This is a genomic window from Zhongshania sp. (genome assembly GCF_041584495.1).
Lineage (GTDB): Bacteria > Pseudomonadota > Gammaproteobacteria > Pseudomonadales > Spongiibacteraceae > Spongiibacter.
Genome location: NZ_JBFHDY010000131.1, coordinates 1 through 9,332 on the forward strand (window position 1 = coordinate 1; position 9,332 = coordinate 9,332).

A 9,332-nucleotide genomic window follows, 5' to 3' on the forward strand; every position below is an offset into this window, starting at 1 on the left:
AGCCGTGTTTAGACGCCTTTAATGCCGAGTCTCTAAGGGCTTGGGCGGCGGATTTAGGGGTAGAGACTTTTGTTGGTAGTTCGGGGCGCGTATTTCCCGTTGAAAAAAAAGCCGCCCCGCTTTTGCGCCGCTGGTTGCAGAAATTGCGGGCCAGCGGAGTGCGTATTCATCACCGTCATCACTGGCGGGGATGGGGTGCCGACGGTGAAATCCTAATTCAAGGGCCAGAGCAAAGCCTGAGTCTTAAGCCTGATGTTACGGTGTTCGCACTGGGTGGTGGCAGTTGGTCGGCACTGGGTTCTACCGGTAAGTGGCTCGAGCTATTTGCGCAGCAGGGTATTCAATGCGCTGGCTGGCGGCCAAGTAATTGCGGCTTTGAATACCCATGGCGGCCTGATTTTATCGCCGAGCACTCTGGCGCTCCGCTTAAAACCGTGGCGATTAGCGTCACCGATTGCCATGGCCAGCTTTGGCGACAGCAGGGCGATGCCGTTATCTCGGCCTACGGCATTGAGGGTGGTCCCGTATACGGTGTATCGGCGCCAATTCGTGACGAAATTGCGGAGCGTGGCCAGTGCACGGTTTATTGGGATTTGGACCCCGACCGCAGTGTAGAGAAACTGCAACAGGCGATTGCTAAGCGTCGTCCCAAGGATTCCCTTGCCAATGTACTACGTAAACAATGCGGGCTGTCTGGCAGTAAACTAGCCCTGTTCAAAACCCTGACCAGCAAGGCGCAGATGGCAAATATAGACGCCATACCGGCCCTGATTAAAGCCTTGCCGCAAACCTTGTGCAGCACCCGCAGTTTAGATGAGGCTATTAGTACCGCCGGGGGGGTTTGTTTTAGCGAGTTAGATGAAAACTTTATGCTAAAAAAACTGCCGGGCACTTACTGCGTGGGTGAAATGTTGGACTGGGAGGCACCCACAGGTGGCTATTTATTAACAGCGTGCTTTGCGAGTGGCCGCTGGGTGGGGCGTGCGGCGAGTAAACGACTTTCTGCGCACTAAATTATTTATGTTTAAGCACTTCAAATGGAGATTTAAAAATGGCGATGATAGAGTTTTCCGCCGATGAAAAAACGCTAATTATTGACAAGGTGCAGCGCTATTTTATCGCTGAATTAGACCAAGATATTGGTAAGTTTGAAGCCGAATTTTTGATCGATTTTTTCTCGGAGGAAGTCGGCGCTTACTTTTACAACCGGGGCCTTAATGATGCCAAGGCCGTTTTGGAGGCAAAATTAGCGTCTATTTCTGATGATTTATACGAAATAGAAAAACCCACGAATTTCGTGCGTTAGACTCGATTTTTATGCCCTGTCGTGCCCAAGGCGTTGCTCATGCCCGCCACTGCAAACGATAATCCTCAGGGAAGGGACCGTCTTTAAAGTCCATTACCGAACTGGCGCGCAGGTCGGTGCGGCGTAAAACCTGACGCACCATTTCTGGAATCATCGCCATGCCCACGTATTTGCCCAAACACTCATGGGAGGCAAAGCCAAAGTTGAAGTGGTGGTAATAATTTCGTTCGGGTTGGAAGTCGTCTGGCTGGTCATAGGCGTAGTCATCAAACATGGCCGACTGGGTGAGTAGCAGTACATTGCTATTGGCGGGAATGGTTGTTTGCCAGGCGCAGCCATTCGCCAATGTGTACTCTTGGGCAGTGCGACGAAATACATAGGGCGCGATGGGCACAAAGCGCAGCGCTTCCCACACCATCTTGTCAAAGACCTCGACATCCTCTAGCTGGGCTGCCCGCTGCGCCGAGGCAAGCAAACTCTCGTGGGCCAAAAAATACTGTATGGTTTGTGCCACCGCTTGCGAGGTGGTTTCTACTGCACCAATTAATAATCCGCCTGCGTTGACACCCACCCGCAGTAGTGAAAAGTCGACTTCCCTAGCAAAGCTACTGCGCAGCATTCGACTAACAATATCGTCGCTCGCTGCTGGCGGCTGTTGGCCAGCGAGTTTACGGAACAAAGCCTTTAATCCATACCAGCCAATGAGCAGAATGTTTTTAGCTTGCTCAGCCTTGACCGCAAGAAGTTTGCGGGCCATTAGCTTAGTTATATAGCTTACTAGCTCACTGGATACTTTATTGTGCTCGTCAATAATGTGTTGGTATTTTTCGGGGCTATTTAAATTAAAGGGCTGATTGTGAAAGGCGTCATATTGATTCCAGAACGACCATTTAATCAACTCCTTTTTATCAACGCCGTCTAAACCAAAATAGTCTTGTACGAGAATAGTTGGCACTGTGCGGCAATAGTCGTTAACAATTTCAATATTCCCTGAGGCGCCATCTAAAATGCCTTTGCTGGCCCTGGCAATAAGCTGCCGAACCCGGGGAATATCGTCGCGGTTGAGCATGCCCTGCATCAGGGATTTTTCGCGATAATGCAGGGCATCGTCGTCGTGAGCCATTAAATAGCCGGGATCATCGGCGGTCACACCCATCTTTGATTTATACAAATCTACAGTAAATATTTTTGGCATTTGCAGGGCGTCGCGCACGTCACAGAACTTGGCAACGAGTACGCACTCTGGGGTAATTAAAATTGGTCGCTCGGCGCGTAGTTGTTTAAAAAAGGGCAGCGGCTCGGATTTCATCCACGCCTGCACCATGGGATATTTCTCAGCTATTGGCGCAGCGTCATACTCCGCTAAATAATTGCGTGTATTCATGTTGGGTCCCCGTCATCCTTTACAAGGTTTTGATATATTCGATTAGATCCCAGCGCTGCTTGGGCGTTAAGGCTGGCAGTACGGTTTTACCGTCCAGTTGGGGTGTGCGCCCCGCGCCGTATTCGTGGCCTGCGTTTAAGTCCCCGACTCTGAAGGTCGTAAAGTTAGAACCGTCGTAGCCGCTGCTGCGCAAACCAACTTTAACAGGATCAAATTCTCGGCTGCCCACTTTAAATTCATCGGGTCGATACTCTCCTTCCTCTGGGTCGGCAATACAGCCCGCCACCACGGGTTCTGGGCACAGCCGTTTTTTCGGTAGCAGTAAATCGTATAAGCTGGGTACCGAGCCGTTGTGCAAGAAAGGCGCCGTTGCCCAAATGCCATTAAGGGAGCGCGCCTTATAGGCTAGCAGTGAGTTATACGGTTGCGCGGTGGTGTCGGCTTGGTAATTACCGCTTTTGATGGTGGCTTTAATCTCGTTGTCGAAAAAAGACATCGCAATAGTGTAGAACCAATCTAAGACTCGGCGAATTGAATTTTTATCTGGGTCAGGTGTGGCGACCACGCCTTTGGTGGCCGACGTGAGTATTTGTACCACTGGGGCATCGACGGCAATATAGAGTTTGCCGACATCCGTGGCCTGTACGGTCTGGTTAAAATTGCCCGATTTGCCCGAGCTGTTGACGCTATTCACCGCCATTGCCGGATCGGTGCCTACTAAATTTATGTCCATCATTTTGCCAATGACGACGCGATCCCAGTTGTCGGGTTTAATGACTTCGTGGCAAGACTGGCAGTATTGAGCGTAGACAAAGCGGCCGCGCTCGGCTTTTTTAAGGTCGATTTTCCCCAGTATTTGCTCTGGCCATTTTGGCGATTGCAAACCACGTAAATGCGACTCGAGGCGTTGCAGGTTTACTAAATCAATAGACGATTTAAAATCGATTTGCTCACTCTTCCTGCTCTGCCCGGTTATCCATGCCGAGATCGACGAGAAATTGAAACCGGGTTTATGAGAAGACCAATCTAATTTGCCAAATACGCCTATGACTTCGCCAGCATTGCGGCCCAGTGGTCCCACGCCGGCATTATTCGCCAAGCCATTCCATTGCACATAGTCAGACTGCGCAATATCCCAAAGAAAGGGGTAGCTAACCGGCGCATCGGGTTCATTAAAAATCATATTGCGAATGCGCAATAGTTCGCGCTGGCTTAGTCCGGGGTAGTCTCCGTCGCTAGAGGCTAAGCGTGTTAGCACTAGAGCGAATTGTGAGTCTATTAATATATTTTCGCCGACCCCTTCAAGCACGGCATTTATTTGGCTGGCGTTAAGCAGTGGTCGGCCAGTGACCGAGGTGCTTAGTGCCAAGGCTTCGGCGAGTTGTTCGCGGTTAATAATATGCTGTAACACGCGGTTGTATATCCGGCCAAAAGCGTCGAGGCGGGCATAGCCATATTTGATGTGACTGTGGTTTACGGTGTTATATAAAGCAATAATTTGCATCCACTCACGAAGATCGCTAATGACTTTATCGGCGTCGTGGTAATTATTGTTTAGGGCCAAGACCTTGTCGACAAAGCGGTTGAGCTTGGTTTCGTCTTTGAGGGTGGCCGCCATGGATTTTTCCAGTGCGTGTAAAAAGCCGACAAGATCTGCCATGGCTGGGCCGCCGTCAATGCGAATCGCCTGGCCTTGATAATTGATTTGTCCGGTGTGGCAGGCCGCACAGGTAAAGCCCATGTAATCGTGACCTTGATAACTGTCTTTTACAAAGCCTACGGGGAGGCCGTCTGGATTAAAGAATGTCGACTTTTGTGGTAGATAGCGAAACTTGTCGATGTTGAGATCGGCGCGGAATAATTCGTCAGTATTTTCTTGTTCTAAGACTAAAAAGAAATCGTAGGGAATAAGGTCAGAACCCTGAGTGGTATTGTAAAACCACAAGCTGTCGGCGGCATCCCAGCCTTGATCGCCAGTGTAAACTGGGGTGCTATAACTCTCGCCAAAAGCGCCGTTGGCGATTGCGATGGCGCCGCGATCCGGATCTTGATCCCAGTGTTGGTAGGTTTTGCCCGCAGCGAGCGCTAGGGCCATGATTAAACCGAGTATTAAGATGAAAATAAACAGCAATTTACGGTAGCGATACGCTAAGACGAGCGGGCTGGCGGCACGGGATAATATGGACATTTGGGCGCTCCTTGCCAAATTAATACGATTTTATTATTGTGTGTGACATAGTGAAGTGCCGACAAAAGCACTGATAATACTGGGCTTAGTGAATGTCGACGTGCTCAATAAATAGCAGTTAAAACTAAATTTAGCAAACAAAGGCTGCTATATAAGGAAAAAACTATCACTATGTCAGAGTGCTAAATCTGCGCAACAAAGCTGGGGGAAGCGGCTGGCGATTTAATGAGTAAACCTCTAGATAAAAGGTGGCTTGGATTTTGGTACAGTTAACTCTTGGGCATTTCTTTTAGTGGCGATGGTGGCCTACGCAACGTGGTGGCCTCCAGCCTCGGTTAGAGAAATGCTTTAACGTCGCTCAAGTTTTCGTGAGGCGAGTGGGTTATCATTAGCGGCTAAGATTACTGCACGCTAATGGGAAGGGACGCGCTTTTGGAACAGCTTACACTCGCAGAGTTACTGACCCTTGCGGGCCACAGTGTGGTGTTGATGCCCAGCGATGCCAGCGCTCGCCAATGCCGTGAGCGCATTGCCCAGTTGCGCGGCAGTCACGATCAGGCATTTATCGAAACCATTACGGTGATGCCACTGGATCAGTGGTTTGCCGAGTTATGGGATGCGAGTTTTCCGGCTAAGCAAGTGCTGCGCCCGATTCAATTACTGGCTTTGGCCAGAGACATTATTGAATCCAGTGATTACTTCCCTGACAACTGTCTAAATAGCATGGCGATTGCTCGCCAGTTTGTAGATGCTTTTCAGCTCCACGCCCAGTATCGCCTGAGCAGTGACCGCGAGTATTATTTATTTTCCCAAGAGTACCAAGCTTTTCATCACTGGCAGCAAGCGCTACAGGCCAAGTTAGATGAGCAGCAGGCACTGAGCGCCCAGCAATTGCCTGCTGCCTTATTGGCCATGCTGGCCGAGGGTAGCTTAGACCTGCCCGATCAACTAATACTGAGCACGGAGTTAAGTCTTAGTCCCGCACCGCAGTATTTTATTGGGCAATGTGCGGCGCTGCTGTCGATTAAGCGCCTGGCCATTGACGGCTATAAGACCACTCCGCGCTTTCAATCGGCAGCGCAATTGGCTCAAGAGTGCGAAGCGCTCACGGCATGGCTGGGCGACTACTTTAGCGCAGAGGGTGAGCACGCCAGTAAATTGCTCGCGGTATTGGTGCCGGACATGAACCAATATCAACCGGTGCTGCAGGCGGTCTTGCAGCGTCAGTTTTACCCAAGTGGCTTGTTTCCGGTGGCAGACACCCAGGCTAGAGAGCCGTGGTTTTTTGATGGCAGCGAGACCTTGCTGTCTTACCCGCTCATTAAATCGGCTTGGGATTTAATTTCCCTTGCCCCTAAGGCCCTGCCGCTCGAACAACTTAGCCGAGTGCTGCGCTCGCGTTTTGTGCGCGGCTGGCCAGCGGCGCGCAGTCTGCGGGCGCAGCTGGATTTGCGCTGGCGAGATCGCCTCGGCCCAGAAACCACCCTCAAAAGCGCGCTGGCCTTGGCAAAGAAAATCGAGCGTGACGAGCCGCAGGTCAGTGATTTTCTTCACGACTTGACCGCTATGCTCAAAACCATGCCGGGTGCGCAATTGCCCTCGGAGTGGGTGCGATTTTTTGACCAGTTACTGCTCAGTGCGGGCTGGCCTAATGCCGATGACGACGACCCCGTGGTGGAGCAATGCCGCCGTGGTTTTAGTCAGGCTATGGATGTATTTCGCGCCCTCGACCGGCAACTGGGCCCGGTGAGCCACGACAGCGCATTGTCTTGGCTGCAACATATTCTCAGTACTAAGCGCTTTTCAGTCAGTCGCGACTGGGCTTGCCCGGTGCGAATAATGCAATACGACGATGCCCTCGGCCTGCGCTTTGACGCCGTGTGGATTATGGGCCTTGATGACGGCGTCCTGCCGCGTCGCGTTGAACCTTCGCCATTTTTGCCCTTGGAATTACAGCAGCGAGCTGGGCTGGAAGACAGCGATCCCGGTCTGTGTTTGCAGCGCGACCGCGCCCTGTTAAATAGTCTATTAGCGTCGGCGCCCCAGGTACATATTAGTCATTGCCGAGAAAGCGACGTTGGCAGTCCACAAGGCCCCTGTTCTCTACTGCCTCAGTGGCAAGAGGACGAGCTGCGGGATATTGGTAATCGCTACCAAACCAGCGGTCAAGTGACGACACCTGCCCACGATGAGGTACGGGGGGTAGACCCCAGTCAGCGTGATAGCATTCGCGGTGGCACTGGCTTATTCAAGGAATACGCCAGCAGTCCGTTCTTCGCATTTTTAAAATATCGCTTAAATCTTCGAGAATTTCCTCAGCCTGCCGAAGGGTTGGATCATCGCGTGCAGGGCATTTTGGTTCACGACACCATGCAGCATGTTTGGCAGCGGTTAAAAACCAAGGCTGCCCTAGATGCTTTAAACAGCGTTCAATTAGCGGCGCTAGTGCGCAACTGCTGTGAGCAGGCCTTGCAGGGGCCGGAATTTAACGTTGTCCGCTTCGGTGAGTCTCTGCTAAATATTGAAAAAGAACGGGTGATTCGTCTGGTGTGCAGCTGGCTGGAAGAAAAAGAAAAACAGCGTCTACAAGATTTTGAAATCATTGCGGTGGAGCAATTAATCGAAACCAAATTGGCAGGTATTCCCCTGCGCCTGCGCATGGATCGCATCGATAATATTGGCGGCAAGCATCTGGTGATCGACTATAAAACCGGCAGCATTAATGGCCGCTCACTTAATGTCGATAGCCTGACCGAACCCCAGTTGCCGATCTATGCTTTGGTGCAGTCGGGAGATGAAACTAAGGATTCACTGCATATCGACGGCGTCATGCTCGCCCAGCTTAAAAGCCCCGAGGAATTAGCTATTCACATGCGCAGTAATTGGGCCAACAGCGTGATTGCAAAACGGCCAGACAAAGACAATGACGTCGACAGCCCCGATAAATGGCAGGCCGAACTGGATGCCTGGTCAACGGCATTGCAAGGCATGGCCGAAGGCATTTTGGCGGGCAATATCCAGCACGATTACAGCCAAGATTACGGTCGCAGTTTTAGTCAGTTTTTACTGCCTCTGCTGCGCGATGCCGTTGAACAGGAGGACGCCGAATGAGCGATTTTCCTCGCCCACCAGATCAAGATCAGCGCGAACACGCCGTGGATCCCAGCCATTCAGTTTTGGTGCGCGCCCCTGCGGGCTCCGGTAAAACCGGTGTTTTATTGCTGCGCTATTTGCGCTGTTTGCTCACCGTCGACCAGCCCGAAAAAGTAGTCGCCATTACCTTTACCAATAAAGCGGCAGGTGAAATTAAAGAGCGGGTTATCCATGCCCTGCAAGCCGGCGCTAAGGCCCGGAGCGGTGATAATAGCGAGCCGCCTAGTTCAGGCTTTGAAGAAGATATTCGTGATGCGGTGAATCAGGTGTTGGCCCATGACGCGGCCCAGCATTGGTCCCTGCTAGATAACAGCGCCCGCCTGCGTATAACCACCTTCGACAGCTTTTGCGGCAGCTTGGTACGCCGTCTGCCCTTGCTGTCGGGCTTGGGCGCCGCCGCGCCGGTTAGCGATGCCGATGCCCTTTATCGCGAGGCAATACTCAGTCTGTTTAGGCAGATGGATGCCGCCAATTGCCCGCCTGCACTGGCCGAGGCCCTGCAGAGTTTATTGGCCTACGGCAGCAACCGCATCGAGACGTTGCTACCTCTGCTTGCGGCGCTGTTATCGAAACGCGATCAGTGGTTAAAAGACGTACTTAGTGGCGATATCGACGAAATGGAGCGGGCGCTTGCCGAGGAAGTCAGCAGCCAGTTTGGGCCCGCTTGGGAAGCCTTGCAGACCCTAAATATAGACCAATTAATTCGCGGCTTTACGGAATCTTCGGGCAGTAATGAAGCCCACGTTTGGGCGGCAGATTTACGTTCGGCGGCGGAATTGGGTTTAGAGGACTTTGCCTTAATTCAAACCCTAGCGAGCACCATGCTCAGCGGCAAGGGTGAGTTGTATAAACCCCGCTCTTTAAATTATGCCGGACTTAAAGCCGGGCGGCCGGGCACCGCCGAGGCCAAGGCTTGGCTTAAAAACCTAGAAGACACAGATCAGTTTGCGCAGGTATCAGAACTCCTCGCCTGCATTGCGAGTTTACCGCCACCGTATTTTCCCGACAGTAGCCGCGAATTGGTCGGCCATTTCCGTCTCGCTCTCGTCTATTTGCTTGCTCATCTGCGACTGAGTTTTGAGCGCAAAGGCGGCGTCGATTTTGGCGAAATCGCCCAGCGCGCGATTATTGCCCTGAGCAGCGAAGGTGCTATTGAACATGGCGAAGCCATTGGCGATGCACTATTGGTGGAGGATCGGGTTCGTCATATTTTGGTGGACGAGATGCAAGACACCTCGGTGAGCCAAATCGAATTGCTCGAGGCCTTGTGCCAGGGCTGGGAAGATGATGATGGCCGCAGC

At 51.9% G+C, this 9,332-nt stretch carries 6 protein-coding genes; 4 read left to right on the forward strand and 2 right to left on the reverse strand.

The window, feature by feature from the left end; translation table 11 throughout:
• Positions 1 to 1,013: TIGR03862 family flavoprotein (locus ABYP33_RS15935; protein ID WP_373092141.1), on the forward strand; the 1,013-nt coding region annotated here is incomplete at its 5' end.
• Between the two features lie 38 nt (positions 1,014 to 1,051).
• The gene (locus ABYP33_RS15940) at positions 1,052 to 1,306 is read left to right on the forward strand and encodes a DUF2164 domain-containing protein (RefSeq protein WP_184462786.1); all 255 of its coding nucleotides are present in this window, start codon (positions 1,052 to 1,054) and stop codon (positions 1,304 to 1,306) included.
• A 37-nt stretch (positions 1,307 to 1,343) separates the two neighbouring features.
• Here ABYP33_RS15940 and ABYP33_RS15945 read toward each other — a convergent pair whose 3' ends face one another.
• Both ABYP33_RS15945 and ABYP33_RS15950 read right to left on the reverse strand, forming a co-directional pair.
• Complete coding sequence (locus ABYP33_RS15945) at positions 1,344 to 2,690, reverse strand: cytochrome P450 (protein WP_373092142.1); 1,347 nt, start codon at positions 2,688 to 2,690, stop codon at positions 1,344 to 1,346.
• 19 nt (positions 2,691 to 2,709) lie between these two features.
• Positions 2,710 to 4,878, reverse strand: a complete 2,169-nt coding sequence (locus ABYP33_RS15950) for a di-heme-cytochrome C peroxidase (protein WP_373092143.1) — start codon at positions 4,876 to 4,878, stop codon at positions 2,710 to 2,712.
• A 432-nt stretch (positions 4,879 to 5,310) separates the two neighbouring features.
• Between ABYP33_RS15950 and ABYP33_RS15955 the strand changes: the two genes are divergently transcribed.
• Entirely contained in the window at positions 5,311 to 7,989 is a 2,679-nt protein-coding gene (locus ABYP33_RS15955; protein ID WP_373092144.1) for a PD-(D/E)XK nuclease family protein, read from the forward strand.
• Positions 7,986 to 9,332 (forward strand): UvrD-helicase domain-containing protein (locus tag ABYP33_RS15960; protein WP_373092145.1); only part of this gene is annotated, 1,347 nt, incomplete at its 3' end. The genes ABYP33_RS15955 and ABYP33_RS15960, both read left to right, overlap by 4 nt.